Consider the following 19,357-nt stretch of genomic DNA (forward strand, 5'->3'; position numbering starts at 1 on the left):
TTGCAACATGCAAGCCTTTTTTAACTCTTAGAGCCATTGACGCAGCAACACGGTCAGCGCCAGGAAGGTAAAGGCCACGGCCAGTAATTTATTGATAATTAACTGGTTGCGCTCCAGCCAGGGATAAAAGCGCGGGTGACTGCAAAGCATGGCCACCACACAATACCAGAGTGCATCGATAACGGTCGGCGTTGCCACCATCACCGCCTGCTGTTGCCATTGCATGGGCTCGGCGGGAATAAAGGGCGAAAACAGGGCGACAAAGAAAATCGCCAACTTGGGGTTTAAAAAAGCAATGGCAAAGCCGTCTTGTATGGCGTTGCGACGCTTGCTGCCGGCTTCTTCAATTTTTAGTTTGGTGGCACCGCTGCGCCAGCTGTTAAAGGCCAAATACAACAAATACAGCGCGCCGCCATAAATCAGGATTTGATACAACAAGGGCACCTGTTGCTGCAAGGTTCCCAGGCCCAAGATGGCCAGCAGCGCATACACACCCACACCAAAGCCATGGCTAAGTGCGCAGGCAATACCGCCGGAGCGACCACTGTGCAGGCAGTGCTTTAAAACCACCGCCAGGCTCGGGCCCGGAGACATGGCCCCCATTAAACAAATGCCCACCAAGGCCAGCCAATTTGTTAACTCCATTATTTTTGCCTTTGTTCTTGTATTAATTCAAATAATTGTACCGTGGCCAGGGTGTCATTAATAGCGCGGTGATGCCCTTGAAGGTCAATACCCAGTTCCTTACACAGCTTACCCAGGGAATAAGAGGCATGCCCCGGCAGGTGCTTGCGTGCCAAACGCACGGTACACAGCTTAGGTAACATTAAATTTCTGTCGGTACGGGCAAACTCGGCGCGTAAAAAGCCATAGTCAAAGTTGACATTATGGGCAACAAAAATAGCCCCCTGTAAAAACTGCCACAGCGACGGGGCAATGTGCGCAAAGGTGGGGGCATCGGCCACCATGGCGTTATCTATACCGGTCAGTTCGGCGATATGGCGCGGAATATGACGCTCGGGATTGATCAGCGAATGCCAGCGCGCCACCTCCTGGCCGTTCACCAGCTTGACCGCGGCGATTTCGGTCACCCGGTGCGCATTCTTTTGCCCTCCCGTGGTTTCAATATCCACCACTACATAGGGCTGCTCGGGGTTAACCTGCCAGCAAACGCTTCGCACCCGCACCTCGAACCCGGCTCGTTGCAATTGCCTGATGGCAATAAGTTGATTGCGGCGCAGGCTATCGCCCGGCGCCTTTATCTCTTCAAAACGCAGCTTGTCTTGCGCTAACACCATCAAATCCGGGTAGCCGTCTTTGGCATTGACGAAATCCTTGGCCATCACGGTCAATTGCGCATAAATGGCCGACAAGGGTGCATGCTCAATCAGGCTCAGTAAGGGATCAAGCAGGTTTTCATGCCAGCGGATAAAGGCATTGGGCTGCTGGTAGTGCCGGGTGGCGTTAGCGGTAATATGATGCACCAGCTTGGACTTAGTATCACAAGCGGTAAACAGCGCCGCTATGGTGTCACCATGCAACTGATAAAAACGACCGTCGCGTAAACTGCTTGGGAAAACATCGAACTCGGTGCACACGCCACCCTCGGCACCGACAAAAAGTGCATCCCAAAAACACAGGGCAAAGAGATGAAGCCACAATTGGTTCTCGCAATGCAGCGCCTGTATGCCCTGCTGCCGATATAAATCGATGACCCCCTGCTCTACGTGGTGAGAGTAGGCCTCGTCTATGGCCAGAGGCTCGCCATCGCGCAATAGATCGGTCAAGGTGCTGGTACGCTTGCCCTGAAATTTAAGGGCATAAAAGTCCTGGGCAAAAAACAACACCTGCTCACAACTGGGATCCTCGATTAAAGCCAACAACCGAGCCTCGGCCCAGTCTTTATCACCGCGCTTATAGCGCTGGCGCACCACCAGCTCCACCGCCTGTGGGTGTTCGCTCTCGGCTAGTAAGTCCAGCCCCCCTTGCTCATAACGCTCCCCCAGGGCCAACAGTTTTTTACCCAGCACATACAGAGCTTCATGGCGATAACGCTGTGCCAGAGCCCCATGTGGCTGCGGCGCCTGAGTTAAGGTTTGCGCCAAGGCGAGCAAATGGGGCTCCTCCTCCAAGGTTTTTGCCTGAGCGCGTACGTCACCAAAGAAAAAGGCACTTTTAGCCTCATCGAGCTCATTAAAACGCGCTCCGGTCTCTCCCTTATTGGTGCGGCGAATACCGAGGTCGCGCAATGAAAACTGTGTCATTGAGCTATTAATACGGCCAAAGAAAACGAACAAGAGGTAGTGCAGCACCGAATTATAACTGTGTACCAGATAACTTAAAAACAGCTGGCTATGGCGCACATGACCAAAACTCAGGGTTTGCTGACAATAGGCCAGCCACATCGGCTTTTTTGCGGAGAGGGCGATACCCGGTAACTCAAGCTCCTTACACAGATTAACCAACTCCAGCTTGGTGAGGGATTCAAGCCAGGCGGCAAATTCATGCTCCTGCACATAGCGCACCCACTGGCGGCGTTTAAGCAATGCCAACGCCAGCGGCACATGGTCTATTTCCTCGTAGTTTAAGCTGCTTTGCTCAACAAAATCGGACTTACGATTATACATGCGCACCAGCACACACTGGGCATGCTCGGGCAGGCTCAGAAATTCATTGATATAGCCGCGCTCGGCATCCGCACACAGATGCCAGGCGTGCTGCTGATGATAGTGGAGAAACTCTTTAAAATGCGCCAGATAATAGCGTGGCGGTAGGACTTTCTTATCCATGCAAGCACACAGTTAGGTAAAACTAACCATGAGATTAACACTGTTTATTTATACAGTAAACTTTTGAATTCCAAGACCCTAGAGTGCTTGCCATTGTTTTGTAACCAGGACCTGGTCGCCAAGTAACACCTGCCCTTCGAATACCTGCCCCGCACGCACCTCACCCACTCCCTTGGGTGTGCCGGATAACAACCAGTCACCGTCTTGCAAGCGCTGCCAGCCGGCCAGCTCATCAATGGCCGCTTGCACCGGATACAACATCTGCGTGGTCTGGCCCTGCTGCACAAGTTCGCCGTCGATATACAAACGCAACGACAGCCTGGCGATGTCGGTCTCATCGATGGCGACAAAGTCACTGGCCAGCACCGCGCCGTCAAAACTTTTTGCCCGCTCCCAGGGCAAGCCCTTGGCCTTTAATTCACCTTGCAGCGCCCGCTTGGTGAGATCCAAAGCAAAGGCCACGGCGACCGGGCGATTATTTTTAATGGCAAAACACAACTCCCCCTCATAGTGCAGGGCGTCATTTTGATGCTGCGACTGCAACACCTCGGCCAGTGCCGAGGGCGGCTTGTTGAAGATCACCATGGCATCGGGCATGGCATTATCCAACTCCTTGATATGCTCGACATAATTACGACCTATGCAGGTGATTTTACCGGGCTTAGCAAGCATTACTTTATCTCGTCTGTTGATTTTGCTTCAGTGTATGGCGCCACTTGCACCATCGCAAGCACCTGAGCTCGGCCGCACACATTTTTGCAATCGACGCGACTACTGCGCTGGATCAAACCCATAAAGCTGGTTTTTTGGTTAACTAACCATAGGAGCAGACTCGGGAGAAACTCATGCCCAGGCTTTCTACCTTAACCCTACTCAAGGTCATTATTGTGTTTGGCGTACTGCTGATCATCGCCGGCCACTCTCTGCTGGTGACGGACTCGTTTCGTGACTATTTTGGTATTTACAGCTTTATGGTTGGCGCTGTCTGCATTGCGGTGGGTTTGATTATGTCTTTGCCAACGAAGATTTATTTAACCATCTTGTTGATGCGCAATGAAGGCAAGGAGAGTAAATTTAAGTGAGGTAACGACTCACTGAGCCGCTACCTCTCGGTCGATTACGACTTTTCTTGTAGTGTGCGAGCTACGGTACGCATACCCAAGGTGGTTGCACCGGCAGACCACAGGCTGGTTGGGCTGTTTTGGAAGGCCGCAGCCAGGTCCATATGCACCCATCCCTGACCTTCGTCACGCACAAAGCGTGATAGGAAACCCGCAGCATTCGAAGCGCCACCGAAGCCACCGCCTTTTTGCGGACGACTGTTTGCTGTGTCGGCATAAGGTGACGGACAGTTGTTCTGGTGGAATTTCTCCAACGGCAGTGGCCACGCGCCTTCGAACTCTTCCTTGGCGAAGCTTTCAACGTCACGCACCATGTCTTTATCCAGACCGAATAGCGCATTGTATTCCTGACCTACCGCAACCAAGGCTGCACCGGTTAGGGTTGCCGCGTTGATAATGGTGGTTGCACCCGTTTCACTGGCAGCCATTAGGCCATCGGCCAGTACTAAACGACCTTCGGCATCGGTATTAACGATTTCAACCGTGGTGCCATTTTTGTAGGTAAGAATGTCGCCCAGCTTGTAAGCATGGCCCGAGATCAAGTTCTCGGCACAACATAGGAACAGCTTTACACGCTTGTCCAGACCGCGATTAATCGCCAGTGCCAGACCTGCGGTTACCGTGGCCGCACCGCCCATGTCACACTTCATGGTCAGCATGCCTTCGCTTGGCTTGATTGAGTAACCGCCGGAATCGAAGGTGATCCCCTTACCTACAAGCGCCGAGGCCACAGGGGCGTTGTCATCGCCAGTTGGGTTAAAGTCCAGCTCAAGCAAGACCGGTGGGCGCTCACTGCCGCGACCTACCTCGTAGATACCAATCCACTGCTGCTCTTTTAGCGCTTCGCCCTTGATGATCTGGTAGCTCACATGCTCAGGAGCCAAAGACTGAATAAACTCACCGGCCTTTTCCGCCAGGCTTTCAGGGTAGATGTCTTCGGCAGTGCCATTGATCATCTGACGCATCCAGATGGCCGACTGCTTAAGTGCCGCCAGCTCTTTTAAATCACTTTGCTCGTTCTCAACGAATTCAACGCCATCTAGTACTTTAGGGCTCACAAAACCTTGATAGAAAGCCCACTGACTCTCTGTGCACCAGGCATCACCGGTCAGGGTAACCGCTTTTACGCCTTGGTTGGCAACGGCACGACCAGCCTTTTGCACATTGATCAGGGTGTCGGTTTCGCTTAGGTGCACGGTTGCACCTTGCTCATTGAAAGAAAGGTTTGCCGCCTCACCCCAATGACCTGGGGCTGCCTGCTCGCTTAGTTGTACTAAAAATTGTTGACTCATAGGGGTCCTCTTGGACTGTGATTACAATTACCAGCAGTTTACACTAGGGCCATGCAGTTCTAAAGCGAAGTACGATTAATGTTATTTCAACCGCCTCTTCAAAGCGCCACCCTGTTAAAACGCTATAAACGGTTTTTAGTTGATTTACACCATCCCGACGGCCATGAGTTTACCGTGCACTGCGCCAATACCGGCAAGATGACCGGCTGCGCCGAGCCCGGTGTAATAGCCTACTACTCCACCAGCAATAACGCCAAGCGCAAATACCCGCATTCCTTGGAGCTCTCCAGCAATCAAGCCGGCGACTTGATCTGCGTAAACACCGCCGTAGCCAACAAGGTGGCCATCGAAGCCATTGAACAGGGCGTGATTACAGAGCTGCAAGGCTACGATGAACTGCTGAGCGAGGTAAAATATGGCGATGAAAACAGCCGTATCGATATTTTACTGCGCGATGCCAACAAAGCCGATTGCTATATCGAAGTGAAGTCCGTGACCTTACTGGAAGAAAACGGCCAGGGTTACTTCCCCGATGCGCAAACCCTGCGCGGGCAAAAACACCTACGCGAGCTGATGACAATGAAAGCACGAGGCCATAGAGCGGTACTCCTGTTTGCCGTGCTGCACACCGGCATCCAAGACGTGAGTGCAGCGGCGCATATCGACCCTAAGTATGCGCAATTGCTTGAAGAAGCGGTGACGGCCGGTGTGGAAGTCCTGGCCTATAAGGCAGATATCAGCGCCGAGGCAGTCGTCTTAACCCGCTCTGTGCCCTATACTTTAAATGAGTGAAAAAAATAAATCGGATCAAGCTCTCAAACAAATGTAGCTGCTGCAGGGGTCCTTGGGTGCCGCTTTAAAGATAACCGCAAACGGTAATTTAGATCAGCGAGCCCTTGAAATAACCTCAGATGGCCCAATATCAAGGCGAATTAAAAAACCAGCACCCGGTTGGCGGCTTGGCGAACGGCAAGGGCCGCAGCCAAGCCAAGGCAAGGCACTAAAATAAAAAGTGTTTGCTAAGGGGGTGGTATTTTGCTATTTATAGCCGCCGGTATTTACCGGGGACTTGGTATTAAGGATTTAGGAGATAGTTATGCCAGAGCAGCGTAAATTAGGTTTGATCGCTCAGGCGGGGTTAGAGCCGTATCAGGAACAGCCAGGCGAAGAGTACATGAATGAAAAGCAACGTGCTCACTTTCGCAAAATTCTGGAGTCATGGCGTAACGATCTAAGAAATGAAGTGGATCGCACTAAAACGCACATGCAAGACGAAGCTGCGAATTTCCCTGATCCGGTCGACCGTGCAGCACAAGAAGAAGAATTCTCATTAGAGCTGCGTACTCGTGACCGCGAGCGTAAACTGATTAAGAAAATCGAAAAAACCTTAACCCTGATCGACGAAGACGATTTTGGTTATTGTGAATCGTGCGGTATCGAAATCGGTATCCGCCGTCTTGAAGCACGCCCTACGGCCGACCTGTGTGTTGACTGTAAAGCCTTGGCGGAAATCAAAGAGAAACAATCGGGTCGCGGTTAATACACCATGACCCATTTGGATGGGGATCTCGGCGCCACACCCTATGTTGGCCGCTTTGCCCCTTCCCCTTCAGGCCCACTTCACTTTGGCTCACTGGTTGCCGCCCTCGGCAGCTACCTTGACGCACATGCAAATCAAGGACAGTGGCTGGTTCGTATTGAAGACATAGACACACCACGTGTTCGCCCCGGCGCCGACACCGATATCCTCCATACCTTAGAAGCCTACGGCCTGCACTGGCATGGCGAAGTGGTCTGGCAAAGCCAACGGTTAGAACGTTATGCCCAGGTAAGCGAGCAACTGAGACAACAAGGCCTGGTGTATGGCTGCCAATGTAGCCGCAAAGAAATCAAAGCCTTAGGGGGCATTTATAACGGCCATTGTCGCGACTTAGGCTTGCACGGTGAGCATCTGGCGCTGCGCCTAAAGCAGCAACAGCCGGTGTATCATTACCTGGATGCACTGCAAGGTCGGGTCGATATTGCCGCCGCTGAGGCCGAAGAAGACTACATCATTAAACGCCGCGATGGCTTATTCGCCTATCAACTGGTGGTGGTCATCGACGACATCGACCAGGGTATTACCCAGGTGGTACGCGGCGCCGACCTGCTGATACCCACGGCTAGACAAATAGGCCTATTTCAGCAGTTAGAGCACAAAGCGCCCGAGTACCTGCATCTGCCTTTGGCGGTGGCCAGCCCCGGCTTTAAACTGTCGAAACAAAATTATGCCCCGGCCATCGACCGGCAAAATCCGCAACCCGCGCTGCTTGATGCACTGTGCTTTCTCGGCTTTACGCCGCCACCGGAGTTAGCCACCTACCCGGTTGCCGACATTCTTAACTGGGCCCAGCACGTATACCAACGCCCAGCCTTGCGCCGCGCTCTGGAAGTACAAGTCAGCGAAGACGATGAGGGTAACACCCTTATTCAGCAGCTATAACCAGTGCCATAGTCCTGGTGCTGCGATTTTTATCCGCGCTCGCTTAATTTTTCTGCCGTGCTGGTATATTATAAGCCACTTTCACAATCGCCATAACTGTAGCTTGGGAGAGCGATTATCATTTCTAAACTGTTTCAGCTATGCCGGCAGGTGTTGTCAGCGAAAGACACGAGTGATGCCGAACAAGGGCAAATCACCACCTTAAACGAGCCGGTTATCATTCCTCGAAGTGAGCACGGTATTTCCCGTAGCCAGTTTAGCCCCAATGCCCTTAAGGTATTGTATCGCCTCAAAGACGGCGGTTATGAGGCGTATCTGGTTGGTGGCTGTGTGCGCGATCTCCTGTTAGGCCTACAACCCAAAGACTTCGACGTGGTCACCAATGCCACCCCTGAGCAGGTCAAAAAACTGTTCCGCAACTGTCGCTTAATCGGTCGTCGTTTTCGCCTGGCTCATATCGTTTTTGGTCGCGAAGTTATCGAAGTAGCCACCATGCGTGGCCACCACGGTGGTGACGGCGGCGGTAAAAACAATATCAGCCACGCCTCGGAACACGGTCAATTATTGCGCGATAATGTATATGGCACCATAGATGAAGACGCCGAGCGTCGCGATTTCACCATCAATGCGCTCTATTACTCTATTAAAGATTTCTGCATTTACGATTATGCCAATGGCGTTAAAGCCATTAAAAATCGTCGCATTGAGCTCATTGGTGACCCCGAAACCCGCTACCGCGAAGATCCGGTGCGTATGCTGCGCGCCATCCGCTTTGCCACCAAGCTGGATATGTCTATTTCTCCAGCCACGGCCAAGCCAATCAAGGAGCTGGCGGACTTGCTTTCCAATATACCGCCGGCACGTTTGTTTGAAGAATGTCTAAAGCTGTTTTTGAGCGGCAAGGCCGAAGCCAACTTTAAGGCCCTGCGTGAGTTTGGCTTATTTAAGTATCTGTTCCCGGCCCTGGATAAGATCCTTGATGCCAACCCGGACTCGCAGCAAGAACGCTTTATTACCCAGATGTTTATCAATACCGATGCGCGCATCAATAATGATAAGAAAGTCACCCCGGCGTTTATCTTTGCCGCCTTGTTATGGTTCCCGCTGCTGCAGCGTTGCCAGGAACTGATGCAGCGTGAGCAGTTGCCTCATTTCGATGCGCTGGCTGCGGCTATGAACCAGGTATTGAGCGAAAGCGCCCAACAGGTTGCGGTGCCTAAACGCTTTACCCTGGGTGCCCGCGACATTTGGCATATTCAACATCGCTTTGATAAGCGTGGCGGCCAACGTGCCTACCGTCTTAGCCAGCAGCCGCGCTTTAAGGCCGCCTATGACTTTATGTTGTTGTTGGTCGACAGCGGTCAGGATGACTTAAAAGAATTGTGTGACTGGTGGACTGCCTACCTGAACGCCGACGTGAACGGCCAGAAAATGATGGTCAAGTCGCTCGGTGGCACGACCCGAGGCAGCGGTCGCCCCCGTCGACGTCGCAGTGGCGGCTCAAAACGCAAAGGCGATAAGGCCGCGGGTGAGTCGTCGTCATGAGTTATCACACCGTGTATCTGGGCCTAGGGGCTAATCTCAATGACCCCATTGCGCAGTTGCAACAAGCGGTTAATGCCTTAACGCAACTGCCCGGCACTCGAGCCCATCGCTGCTCGGCGTTTTATGCCAGCAAGCCCATGGGGCCGCAAGACCAGCCCGATTATGTTAACGCGGTGATGGAGCTGCAATGTCAGCTTGCCCCTCACGAGCTGCTCGATGCCACTCAGGCCATCGAACTAAACCTCGGCCGCGTACGTAAGGCCGAACGCTGGGGTCCGCGCACCCTGGACATAGATATCCTGCTTTTTGGCAGCCAATGCATCGACGATGAACGTTTAACCGTGCCCCATTACGGCATGAAGGTGCGCGAATTCGTGCTTTATCCGCTGTTTGAACTGGCACCTGAACTCGAGTTGCCCGATGGCAGCTCGGTGCGCAGCCTGACAACGCAAGTGCCTCGCAATGGCCTAGAACAACTCCAATAAGGAAAGCTAATGGCGAAGATCTCCGTATCCACCTTGCTTAAAAAGAAGCAAGCCGGTGAAAAAATCACTTCTTTAACCGCCTATGACGCCAGTTTTGCCAAACTGTTTGCCGACAATGGCGTTGATGCCGTGCTGGTAGGTGACTCCCTGGGCATGGTATTGCAAGGCGGCGACGATACCCTGGCGGTCAGCATCGATGATATTGCCTATCATACCAAGTGCGTGCGCGCCGGTAGCCGCGAGCTTTTCGTTATTGCCGACATGCCCTTTATGACCTACAACAATGTTGAGCAAAGTTGTGCCAATGCCGCCAAGTTGATGCGTGCCGGAGCCAACATGGTCAAACTCGAAGGCGGTCAGTGGTTGCACGACAGCATTCGCGCCCTCACCCAGCAAGGCGTGCCGGTCTGTGGTCACCTTGGCTTAACGCCGCAATCCGTGCATGTGTTTGGCGGCTTTAAAATTCAGGGTCGCGATAAAGAACAGGCGGATAAAATGATTGCCGACGCCCAGGCTTTAGAGGCCGCGGGCGCTCAGCTGCTGGTACTTGAGTGTATTCCCAGCGTACTAGCCAAAGCCATTACCGAAGCGGTGAACATTCCCACTATCGGCATAGGTGCGGGTAAAGACACGGATGGTCAGATTTTAGTAATGCATGATCTTGTGGGTATTTCCGCCGGTTATATCCCCAAGTTCTCAAAAAACTTCCTGGCGGAAACCGGCAATATGCCGGCGGCGGTGAAGAAATATTGTGACGATGTAAAAAGTGGCGCCTTCCCAGGTCCTGACCACGAGTTCAATTAAGCGAAATTAGTGCATGCAAACAACCAGCGAAATCCGTTCTCTTCGTAGTCAGGTGAAGGCCTGGCGTCAGGCGGGGCTAAGCGTCGCCTTTGTACCGACCATGGGCAACCTTCATGAAGGCCATTTTTCCTTGGTCGATAAGGCCAAAACCCTGGCCGACAAGGTGGTGGTCAGCATTTTTGTTAACCCCATGCAATTTGGTGCCAATGAAGACCTGGATGCCTATCCACGCACACTACAGCAAGACCAACAGGGCCTTAGCGAGCGTGGCGCCGACTATTTATTTACGCCCACGGTAGACACCATCTACCCCAATGGCTTGGGCAGCCAGAGCTATGTCGATGTGCCCGAGGTTTCCATGGGTTATTGCGGCGGTTCGCGCCCTGGTCACTTCCGCGGCGTGGCCACCGTAGTGACCAAGCTGTTTAATCTGGTGCAACCGGATTTTGCTTGTTTTGGTGAGAAAGACTTTCAGCAGTTGCAGGTGATCAAAACCATGGTGCGTGACCTCTCCATGCCGGTGGAAGTGGTGGGCGTACCGACCCAACGCGACGTCAATGGCCTGGCCTTGAGCTCGCGCAACGGCTACCTCAGCGACGAGCAAAAACAGCAAGCAACCGTGCTTTTCGCCACCCTGAACTGGGTCAAGGAACAGCTTTTGGACGGCATTAAAGACTTTGCCGACCTGGAACAACAAGCCAAGGCGCGCATTGCCGCCGCGGGCCTGGTTGTTGACTACTTCAGCATTGCCGAGCGCAACACCTTACGCCGCGCCGAGCAGCAGGACAGCGAGCTGGTTATTTTAGCCGCCGCTTTTGTTGATAAAGTAAGACTTATCGACAATTTGCCGCTAGACTGCAAGTAGAATAGAAGAATAAACAAGGTGATAGGATGAACAAAGCGATATCTTCTGCGACATTTGCAGCTGCATTCATGTTGTTACTGGGTGGCTGCCAAAATGGTGTCAACAACCCAGAACTCAATCAATGTGCACAGCAAAACTTCCAGTGTGAAAACAGCTGCAACAACAGCAGCATTAACGACAGCATGACCAATCAGGTGTGTGTGGCTCAGTGTCAGGAAGTGTATAACCGCTGTAAGGAGCAGGCCGAAAAGCTCGGCGACGTGAAGTAACTCTATCCCTTGATACGGCATCCATTGGATGCCGTTTTTCGTTTTAAGACAGTTGCAGCGCCTGTTTTAGCTCGGCAATTTGCTGCTCGGTGTAAGGCACAGCCGGATGCAGCCCCCACACGGGTTTAGGCCAGGCGATGTCACTGCGAAAACGGGCGATATGATGAATATGCAGCTGTGGCACCATGTTCCCCAGCGCCGCAATATTGAGCTTGTCCGGATTAAACACGGATTGCAGTAGCTTGCTCAATTGCGCCGACTCCTGCATCAGCATCAGTTGCTCCTGCTCAGATAGGTCAATGATCTCTGTGACTCCCTCCTTGCGTGGCACCAGGATAAACCAGGGATACTGGCTGTCATTCATTAGCAACAGCTTGCACAGGGGCCAGTCGGCTAATTCAATACAGTCTTTTTGTAATTCGGGCGCCAAAGAAAACATATGTGCTCCTATATTGTTTGATAGCATAAAGTTGCGCAGCCCAAGGTGCATGAGTACCATCGGGCATAGGATTCCAACAATAAGGTTTACCCGTGTCTAAAACAACCAAATACTTATCTCTGGCGCTAGCCAGTGGCTTGGTGTGCAGTGCCGCCAACGCCAAAGAGCTCAGCCTGGAACGTATCTTCGACGACCCTAACCTTGCCGGCACGGCCCCGGTGCAATTAAAGTTTTCTCCCGATGGCAGCCGTGTTACCTATTTGCAGGGTAAAAAAGACGACTACAACCGTTACGATTTATGGGAATACAACCTCAAAGACAACAGCAATCGCCTCTTGGTCGACTCCCAGGCGCTGTTCTCCGGCCCAGAAACACTGTCCGATGAAGAAAAGGCGCGCCGTGAGCGCCAGCGCATCTTTGGCCGCGGTATTTTAGAATACACCTGGTCGAAAGACGGCCAGGCGCTGTTATTCCCACTCAACGGCGATCTTTATTACTACCAGTTGGCCAATGGCAAAAGCCGTAAGCTGACCGATACCGAAGCCTTTGAAACCGATGCCCGCTTCTCGCCCAAGGGCAATTATGTCTCCTTTATTCGTGAGCAGAACCTTTACGCCCTGGCGCTGGACAGCGGTAAAGAAATCCAGCTGACCAAGGACGGCGGTGGCGTGATTAAAAACGGCATGGCCGAGTTTGTGGCGCAAGAAGAAATGAGCCGTATGACCGGCTACTGGTGGGCTGGCGATGAAAGCAAGATTGCCTTTACCCGTATCGATGAAACGCCGGTGGCCGAGGCGATCCGTAACGAAATCTATGCCGAAGAAGTGAAGCTATTCAATCAGCGCTACCCCTTCACCGGCACCGACAATGTTGAAATCGAGTTAGGCGTTGTCAGCATTAACGACCAGCAAATCGACTGGGTCGACCTGGGTGAAGAAAAAGACATCTACATTGCCCGTGCCGACTGGTTGAAAGACAGCAAGACCCTGTCGTATCAATGGCAAGACCGCGCTCAGCACAATCTGGAACTGCGCTTTTATAACAGCGAAACGAAAACACAAAAGGTGGCGCTCAAAGAAACCAGCGATACTTGGATCAACCTGCACTTCGACCTTAAGTTCTTAAAAGATAAGCAACACTTTGTCTGGGCCTCGGAGCGTGATGGCTTTAAACACCTGTATCTGTACAAGAACGATGGCACCTTGGTACGCCAGATCACCTCGGGTGAGTGGATTGTCGAAGCCATTAAGGGTGTGGACGAGAAAAAAGGCCTGATCTACTTTGCCGGTCGCAAAGATACACCGCTTGAAAGCCACCTCTACAGCACACCGCTATTTGAGCAAGGGGAGATCACCCGTATCACCAACAGTGGTGAATACCATAATGTGGTGATGGCAGACGATCAGCAAACCTTTATCGACAGCGCTTCTGCGGTGAATCGCCCTCCTTATGTGGCGCTGCGCAAAGCCAATGGCGACTTTATAACCTGGCTGGAGCAAAATGAGCTAAACGACACTCACCCGCTTACGCCTTATCTGAGCGATCTGGTGGAGCCGGAATACGGCACTATTGAGGCGGAAGATGGGCAAATCATGCACTATCGCCTGTTCAAGCCACGCAAACTAAACAAGAAGCAAAAGCACCCGGTGATGGTGAACGTTTACGGTGGTCCTCATGCCCAAAGAGTGACTAATAGCTGGCGCAGTAAGAACCTGTATTTCCAGTACATGGTGCAGCAAGGCTATGTGGTCTTCCAACTTGATAACCGTGGCTCGTATAACCGCGGCAAGCGTTTTGAAGACGTGATCTACAAGCACCTGGGTGAGGCCGAAGTGCGCGATCAGATCAAGGGCGTCGAGTTCCTACGTACCCTGGATTACGTCGACCCGGAGCGTATCGGTATTTATGGCCATAGCTACGGCGGCTATATGGCACTGATGACCATGTTTAAAGCCGGTGACTACTTCAAGGCCGGTGTTTCCGGTGCACCGGTGACCGACTGGGCCCTGTACGACACTCACTATACCGAGCGCTACCTGAGCCACCCGAAAACCAATGCCATGGGTTATGAGCAAAGCGCGGTGTTTCCCTATGTGGATGGTCTCAAAGGCCCACTGATGATTTATCACGGTATGGCCGATGACAACGTGTTATTCACCCATGCCACCAAGCTGTTTAAACAGTTGCAGGATAAAGCTCTGCCGTTTGAAATGATGACCTACCCGGGCTCAAAACACAGCTTACGCGGTAAAAAGGTGCAAACCCACCTGCATCAAACCATTACCGACTTCTTCAACCGTCACTTCGACATGGAAGAAAAATAAGTCGTACTAAAAATAAAAAAGGCTGGGAATTCCCAGCCTTTTTTATGTCTTTGATTGTAAGTTGGCTTTGTCGGCGCAGAGCACCGACCTACAAGCTTGCAAGGCTAAAGCCTCGCCCACAGCACCTACTCACAACCTCATCTTAAAAACGTCACGGACGAAACAAGTGCTAGGCAAAAATTGCCGAAAAGCCGCAGGTTACATCTGGTAAATGAGGACTTTGAGGCAATTTTTAACACCGCAATTGTGAGCCAAGTAGTTATTAACCGCTATTAACGGCAATAACGTGCGAACAGGGCTGCCACGGTCGGTGCCGTCGGCTTACCATGCTGCCAGTCGCCGCCTTCAACGCCGCTACCGGCAATATCCATATGCACATAAGGCAATGGCTGATCGCTGTCTAAGCCGTGCTTATCCAAGCCCGACACTATGGCGAGGAAGGCCATCGGGAACTGGTGACCACGCGCGGTAACCGCTGACGGTGCATTGTTGCTGGAAAGCAGATCGTCGGCCTGAGTGCGCGGCTGCACAAAGTCATAGTCTTCACGACGCGAGCGCGAAACCTCGGCACAATCGGCCCACAGGTCGCCATGCTCAACCAGCTGCTGCGATACCTTAGCGGCGCGAGCCGGACCATTTTCAACATAGGCGCTGTAAGGACCTACCGCTCGGGCGGCATGGCCGGTTAGCGTGGCCACGGTGAAGATCTCCGGATTTACTTCGTTTTTCGCCAGGTCTTTGGCTTCGCTCAGTAAGTCACCCATGGCCAGACGTCCTTCGGCATCCGTGTTACCTATGCGTACACGCACGCCTTCACGGCCGGTGATGATCTCATCGGGAACGAAACAATCAGAGCCGATAGAGTTACGCACCACGGCCAGGTAAGCTATAACCTTAACGCCTTTAGGCTGCGCTTCGGCCACCGCCTTCATAAAACCGGCTACCGATGCGGCACCGCCCTTATCACGGCTCATACCGGCCATAAAACCGCCGACTTTCAGATCGGCACCACCTGTGTCATAGACCAGGCCTTTACCCACGAAGATCAGAGTGCGTTCAACGTCGCCCTCGGGCACATAGGCCAGTTTTACCACGCGCGGATGGTGACGCTCGACCGCGTAAGAAGCACGGGCCACAGTGCTCAATAATGGGTAATCCTTGTCTATAGTGGCGATGTCGCTGATCACCTCGGTGCTCACCTTGGTGCCCTGAAATAGCTCCACGCAGTAATCGGCAAAACGCGGTGGTGCCATGCGCTCTGGCTCGGTACCGCACAGATCACGAGCGGCATACTGACCGGCGGCAATGGCATTCATCTGCTTAAGCTGCTCGTCATCGGCGCCAACAACACCTATGGCTTCAATCGGAGAGATGGCTTCGCCGTGATACTCACGCGCTTCAAGAGGCTGCCATAGCGCCTGATTAGCACCCAAAAAGGCCACTTCGCTGGCAAACTCATACCCAGCTAGCTCGCTGATACCAGACACACCCAAGGCAGGCTTAACGGCACCGGCCTGCTTCGCCAGCTCAATAGCGGCCTTGGCGGCGGCAAATACGCGGCGAACATCATCATAATCGCGAGTCAAAGGCCCAGTCGGGGCAAAAATAAGACGCTGACCCGGTGCAGCTTCACACACCACTAGCGCGCATTGCTTACCAATGCGGCTGTCTACGGCGCCGTTTTGGCGTAATACATCTAGGTAAGGCTGGGGCACTGAATCCAGGCTGGCGCTGATAATGATAAGAGCATCGAATTGGCCTTGGGCGCTTGCGGCATCAAGAGTGGCGCAGGCTATGGCGTGGGCATAAGACATAAAAAAAGGTCCTAAATTTAAACAAAGGGCCTTTATTATCGGTGATTTAGCGCCCCTTTACTACCGACTGCCGAGCTTTACGCCTCGGCCTGTAAAGGAGCTTGGCAAGCTTGGCTTACGATGACGCTTTATTTGCGCGTTCGTCCCGCCTGTGGGTGACTATGACCGACCAGGCTTCAAGCATAACCAGCACACTGACAACCAGCACTATGGCATCCAGGCTGACCAGCAGCCAGTTGCCCTGCTCATAGTATTCGACCAGTTTAATCAAGCCGGCAAAGAAGGCCATGGTGAGTACAAAGACCATGGGGATCAGGGTATAAATGGCCGGGCGACCCGCCTTGATCAACATCACCGAAATAACCAACAGAGTGAGGCTGGCGAGGATCTGGTTGGTTGAACCAAACAAGGGCCAGATGATCATGCCACCGCTGCCCGATGAGCCGCCGGCACCAAAGGCCAGCAGCAAACAACATCCCACCGCGACCAAGGTCGCGATAATGCCGTTTTTCAGCACACCAAGGTTATAGATTTCCCCCCACTCCTGAATGATGTAGCGCTGTAAGCGCACCCCAGAGTCCATGGTGGTACCGGCAAAGAGCACCACCATCACAGCCAACAGGGTCGAGGCCACCTCGGTGGAGATACCCCAGCCGCTTTCGATTAGATTGGCACCGCCGGTAATAAAGGCGTTCACGCTGCCAGCCCCGAGGTGACTGTAGATCTCATGCCATTCCTCGGGCGACACCGCCAAGGCTACGCCACTGACCGCCACTAAGGTGATCAGCGCCAAACAGCCCTCCCCCACGGCGCCGAGATAACCAACAAAGCGACCATCGGTTTCCTTATCCAGTTGTTTAGAGCTGGTTCCCGAGGAGACGATGCCGTGGAAGCCAGACACGGCACCACAGGCTATGGTCACAAATAACAACGGAATTATACTTGGGGTATCGACCGCGGTTTGGGTGTTAAAGGCTGGCGCCGTGATATCCGGCATGGAAATAAACACCGCACCGTAAAGCAGCACCAGACCCACCAGCAATTGCATGCCGTTGATAAAGTCGCGCGGTTGCAGCAACATCCACACCGGCAGCAAAGAAGCAATGGCGGCATAGATAAAGAGAATGATGATCCAGTTGGCCTTGTCGGCCAGACCAAACATTTCCGTGGGCAGCGCCAATGGCATAGAGCTGCCCATGTAGATGGTGGCATAAAGCACCCCCACGCCGATGGCGCACAGGGGAATAAGCGGCACCTTACGGTGCAGCAGCTGACCTATGATCAGCGCCACAACGATGGCCGACCAAGCCGGGAACACAGCGTTGGGTTGTGCCACAAAAGAGTTGGCGATCACCACTCCAAATACCGCATTCACCATCAGCAGCACCAGGAACACCACTATCATAAATAATGAACGAGTGCGTTTACCGATCACCGACTCCGACAGCGCGCCCATGGACTTACCCTTATGGCGGGCACTGGCCCACAGGGCACCCATATCGTGCACCCCGGCGAAGAAGATGGTACCAAAGACCACCCACAGCACCGCCGGCACCCAGCCCCAGTAAACGGCGATGGCCGGACCCACTATGGGCGCCGCCCCGGCTACCGAGGTAAAATGGTGCCCCCAAAGGACCACCTTGTTGGTGGGCACATAATCGACACCGTCCTCTAGCTCGTGAGCTGGCGTTACAAACCTGTCATCCATGCGAAATATTTTTTCAGCGATAAACTTGGAATACACCAGCCAGCCAAATAACATGCCGACGATGCCAAGCAAGACAATAACAACCGATTGCATAGTCTTCTCTCTTTGTTTTTGTAGTCACAGGGGTTATACCAATTCACTTAAATAGCTAATCATTCTAGCGGGCTAAATGTCGTACTCACGGCGTTTATCCAGCGCTATATCTGATCACATAGTTAACAGAATTGGTATTAAGCGTTGTAACGCACGAACGCGTTTACGCAAAAACTCAGATTCACCTTATCAGCATAGTGTAAAAATTCACTAGCGCTTTAGTCTAAGATGCTCAGTTGCTGCACATCGGCCTGCTCGCTGTCTATGCCCACGCCTAACCCCAGCAGCCTCACCTCTGGTGTTACGCCCCGTTCATAGGCCTTGGCCAACAAGGCATTAAATACATCAAGGCTCAGGCTGTGGCCACTTTGATCCGCCGTGGTGACATGAAAGTCGGCGAACTTCACCTTAACCGAGAGTTTATTGATGCGCTGGTGTAGCTGCTGCCTGTCCAGGCGCATGGTGAGTTCTTCGAGCAATATAGGCAGCGCTTGCTGGCACTGGGCCAAGGTTGTTTTATTGTACTCGTAAGTGTGTTCCACGCTGAGGGATTTACGCACCCGCTCGGTGCTTACCGCACCGATAACCTGACCGGCACACTTTTGATATAGAGAAACGCCAAAATTCCCCAAATGTTGCTGAATCCAGCTCATGCCCTTATCCAGTACATCCTGACCTTTAAACAACCCCTGGGCGTGCAATTTTTCGATGGTGACCTTGCCAACCCCGGGGATTTTTTTCAGATCCAAGGTGGCTAAAAACGCCGGAACCTGATCCGGGGTGATCACGCACTGGCCATTGGGCTTGTTTTCGTCGCTGGCAATTTTGGCAATAAACTTGATGGGTGCTATCCCCGCGGATGCCGTAAGCCCGGTTTCGGCCTGGATTTCCCGCCTGATTTGCGCGGCAATCAAAGTCGCACTGCCCTGACAGGCTTGGGCGTCGGTGACATCGAGATAAGCCTCGTCCAGCGACAAGGGCTCTATTAGCTCTGTATAACGGCTAAAAATCGCCCTTATCTGCTGAGAGACTTCTTTATACACCTGCATACGCCCGGGTACGATCACCAGCTCTGGACACAACTGCTTGGCGTGATAGTTGGACATGGCCGAACGCACCCCGTATTGGCGGGCGATATAATTGGCGGTGGACAGCACCCCACGACGACTTTTGCCGCCAATCGCCAAAGGCACCTTGGCAAGCTTGGGGTTATCACGCATTTCCACCGCGGCATAAAAGCAATCCATATCGATATGGATAAATTTCTTCATGGCCAAAAAAGAAGTAAACCGTTTTGCCTATCTTCGCAGATATGAATTTACAAGGC

The 19,357-nt window shown here is 52.7% G+C and carries 18 protein-coding genes; 10 read left to right on the plus strand and 8 right to left on the minus strand.

The features are described from left to right. Positions 1 to 27: 27 nt before the first annotated feature. The 3 genes from KD147_RS11315 to KD147_RS11325 form a co-directional block, all read right to left on the minus strand. Positions 28 to 645, minus strand: coding sequence for a LysE family translocator (locus tag KD147_RS11315; RefSeq protein ID WP_105255849.1), 618 nt, complete (start codon positions 643 to 645; stop codon positions 28 to 30). Continuing rightward, positions 645 to 2,789, minus strand: a complete 2,145-nt coding sequence (locus KD147_RS11320; protein WP_212547935.1) for an exonuclease domain-containing protein — start codon at positions 2,787 to 2,789, stop codon at positions 645 to 647. The genes KD147_RS11315 and KD147_RS11320 overlap by 1 nt, the downstream gene beginning before the upstream one ends. A 78-nt stretch (positions 2,790 to 2,867) precedes the next feature. Beyond that, positions 2,868 to 3,461 carry a fumarylacetoacetate hydrolase family protein gene (locus KD147_RS11325; RefSeq protein ID WP_105255851.1) on the minus strand — a complete coding sequence of 198 codons (594 nt, stop codon included), beginning with the start codon at positions 3,459 to 3,461 and terminating at the stop codon, positions 2,868 to 2,870. Positions 3,462 to 3,634: 173 nt separating this feature from the next. On the opposite strand from KD147_RS11325, the gene KD147_RS11330 reads away from it, so the two are divergent. Further along, positions 3,635 to 3,871, plus strand: a complete 237-nt coding sequence (locus KD147_RS11330) for a hypothetical protein (RefSeq protein ID WP_105255852.1) — start codon at positions 3,635 to 3,637, stop codon at positions 3,869 to 3,871. A gap of 35 nt (positions 3,872 to 3,906) precedes the next feature. Here KD147_RS11330 and pepB read toward each other — a convergent pair whose 3' ends face one another. After that, positions 3,907 to 5,202, minus strand: coding sequence for an aminopeptidase PepB (pepB, locus tag KD147_RS11335; RefSeq protein WP_105255853.1), 1,296 nt, complete (start codon positions 5,200 to 5,202; stop codon positions 3,907 to 3,909). 78 nt (positions 5,203 to 5,280) lie between these two features. Here pepB and sfsA point away from each other — a divergent pair, with 78 nt between their 5' ends. The 8 genes from sfsA to KD147_RS11375 all read left to right on the plus strand — a co-directional run bounded on the left by sfsA (position 5,281) and on the right by KD147_RS11375 (position 11,652). Then, on the plus strand, positions 5,281 to 5,994 hold the full coding sequence (gene sfsA / locus KD147_RS11340) for a DNA/RNA nuclease SfsA (RefSeq protein ID WP_212547936.1): 714 nt from the start codon (positions 5,281 to 5,283) through the stop codon (positions 5,992 to 5,994). Between the two features lie 304 nt (positions 5,995 to 6,298). Next, complete coding sequence (gene dksA, locus KD147_RS11345; protein ID WP_105188352.1) at positions 6,299 to 6,742, plus strand: RNA polymerase-binding protein DksA; 444 nt, start codon at positions 6,299 to 6,301, stop codon at positions 6,740 to 6,742. A gap of 6 nt (positions 6,743 to 6,748) precedes the next feature. Next, positions 6,749 to 7,684 (plus strand): tRNA glutamyl-Q(34) synthetase GluQRS, encoded by a 936-nt coding sequence (gene gluQRS / locus KD147_RS11350; RefSeq protein WP_105255855.1) that lies wholly within the window; start codon positions 6,749 to 6,751, stop codon positions 7,682 to 7,684. Positions 7,685 to 7,900: 216 nt separating this feature from the next. Beyond that, complete coding sequence (pcnB, locus tag KD147_RS11355; RefSeq protein ID WP_105255892.1) at positions 7,901 to 9,229, plus strand: polynucleotide adenylyltransferase PcnB; 1,329 nt, start codon at positions 7,901 to 7,903, stop codon at positions 9,227 to 9,229. After that, on the plus strand, positions 9,226 to 9,714 hold the full coding sequence (folK, locus tag KD147_RS11360) for a 2-amino-4-hydroxy-6-hydroxymethyldihydropteridine diphosphokinase (protein ID WP_105255856.1): 489 nt from the start codon (positions 9,226 to 9,228) through the stop codon (positions 9,712 to 9,714). Before pcnB ends, folK begins: the two co-directional genes overlap by 4 nt. A gap of 9 nt (positions 9,715 to 9,723) precedes the next feature. Beyond that, positions 9,724 to 10,518, plus strand: a complete 795-nt coding sequence (gene panB / locus KD147_RS11365; protein ID WP_212547937.1) for a 3-methyl-2-oxobutanoate hydroxymethyltransferase — start codon at positions 9,724 to 9,726, stop codon at positions 10,516 to 10,518. Positions 10,519 to 10,531: 13 nt separating this feature from the next. Next, the gene (gene panC, locus KD147_RS11370) at positions 10,532 to 11,383 is read left to right on the plus strand and encodes a pantoate--beta-alanine ligase (RefSeq protein ID WP_105255858.1); all 852 of its coding nucleotides are present in this window, start codon (positions 10,532 to 10,534) and stop codon (positions 11,381 to 11,383) included. A gap of 26 nt (positions 11,384 to 11,409) precedes the next feature. Continuing rightward, on the plus strand, positions 11,410 to 11,652 hold the full coding sequence (locus KD147_RS11375) for a hypothetical protein (RefSeq protein WP_212547938.1): 243 nt from the start codon (positions 11,410 to 11,412) through the stop codon (positions 11,650 to 11,652). Between the two features lie 43 nt (positions 11,653 to 11,695). On the opposite strand, the gene KD147_RS11380 is transcribed toward KD147_RS11375, so the two are convergent. Continuing rightward, a complete protein-coding gene (locus KD147_RS11380; RefSeq protein WP_212547939.1) occupies positions 11,696 to 12,091 on the minus strand; it encodes an HIT domain-containing protein in 396 nt (131 codons plus the stop codon). Positions 12,092 to 12,183: 92 nt separating this feature from the next. Here KD147_RS11380 and KD147_RS11385 point away from each other — a divergent pair, with 92 nt between their 5' ends. Further along, the gene (locus tag KD147_RS11385; RefSeq protein WP_212547940.1) at positions 12,184 to 14,415 is read left to right on the plus strand and encodes a S9 family peptidase; all 2,232 of its coding nucleotides are present in this window, start codon (positions 12,184 to 12,186) and stop codon (positions 14,413 to 14,415) included. 272 nt (positions 14,416 to 14,687) lie between these two features. Here KD147_RS11385 and KD147_RS11390 read toward each other — a convergent pair whose 3' ends face one another. From KD147_RS11390 to dinB, 3 genes are all read right to left on the minus strand, one after another. Beyond that, positions 14,688 to 16,229, minus strand: coding sequence for a M17 family metallopeptidase (locus tag KD147_RS11390; RefSeq protein ID WP_212547941.1), 1,542 nt, complete (start codon positions 16,227 to 16,229; stop codon positions 14,688 to 14,690). A gap of 115 nt (positions 16,230 to 16,344) precedes the next feature. After that, positions 16,345 to 18,030 carry a carbon starvation CstA family protein gene (locus tag KD147_RS11395; RefSeq protein WP_105255863.1) on the minus strand — a complete coding sequence of 562 codons (1,686 nt, stop codon included), beginning with the start codon at positions 18,028 to 18,030 and terminating at the stop codon, positions 16,345 to 16,347. A gap of 218 nt (positions 18,031 to 18,248) precedes the next feature. Further along, the gene (gene dinB, locus KD147_RS11400) at positions 18,249 to 19,301 is read right to left on the minus strand and encodes a DNA polymerase IV (RefSeq protein ID WP_212547942.1); all 1,053 of its coding nucleotides are present in this window, start codon (positions 19,299 to 19,301) and stop codon (positions 18,249 to 18,251) included. Positions 19,302 to 19,357: the final 56 nt, after the last annotated feature.

It is taken from the genome of Pseudoalteromonas sp. BDTF-M6 (genome assembly GCF_018334135.1).
In the GTDB taxonomy this organism is placed as follows: Bacteria; Pseudomonadota; Gammaproteobacteria; order Enterobacterales; family Alteromonadaceae; genus Pseudoalteromonas.